The following is a 264-nucleotide window of genomic DNA, read 5'->3' as shown; positions in this document are numbered from 1 at the left end:
CGTGATCTCCCGGCGCTGGACATGGGCGCCGGCTCGCACTTCGACCCAGGCGCCGATCGCGTGGCGGTTCGGACCCTTCTGATCTAGCCGGAGGCCGACCCAGTTGCCCATGGCGCGCGGGCCGTCGGGCACCGTGCCGCCGGCGCCCAGGTTGCGCCAGACCTCGGCCGGCGCCTCGCGATTGACCACGACCAGATCGACCAGCCCGTCGAGATCCAGGTCGGTCGCGACCGCGCCGCGGGCCCGGGCGAAGGTGACCAGCCC

1 protein-coding gene is annotated in these 264 nt (G+C 74.2%); it reads right to left on the bottom strand.

What is annotated here, in order from left to right:
* Nucleotides 1-264, bottom strand: a 264-nt coding sequence (locus tag R0J87_RS21380) for a hypothetical protein (protein ID WP_498888809.1), incomplete at both ends; no start/stop codon positions are given.

This window comes from Halomonas sp. SIMBA_159 (assembly GCF_046536035.1).
Taxonomy (GTDB): domain Bacteria; phylum Pseudomonadota; class Gammaproteobacteria; order Pseudomonadales; family Halomonadaceae; genus Vreelandella; species Vreelandella venusta_A.
Note: the sequence above shows the minus strand (reverse complement) of the source record. Positions and strands in the feature narration are given on the sequence as shown.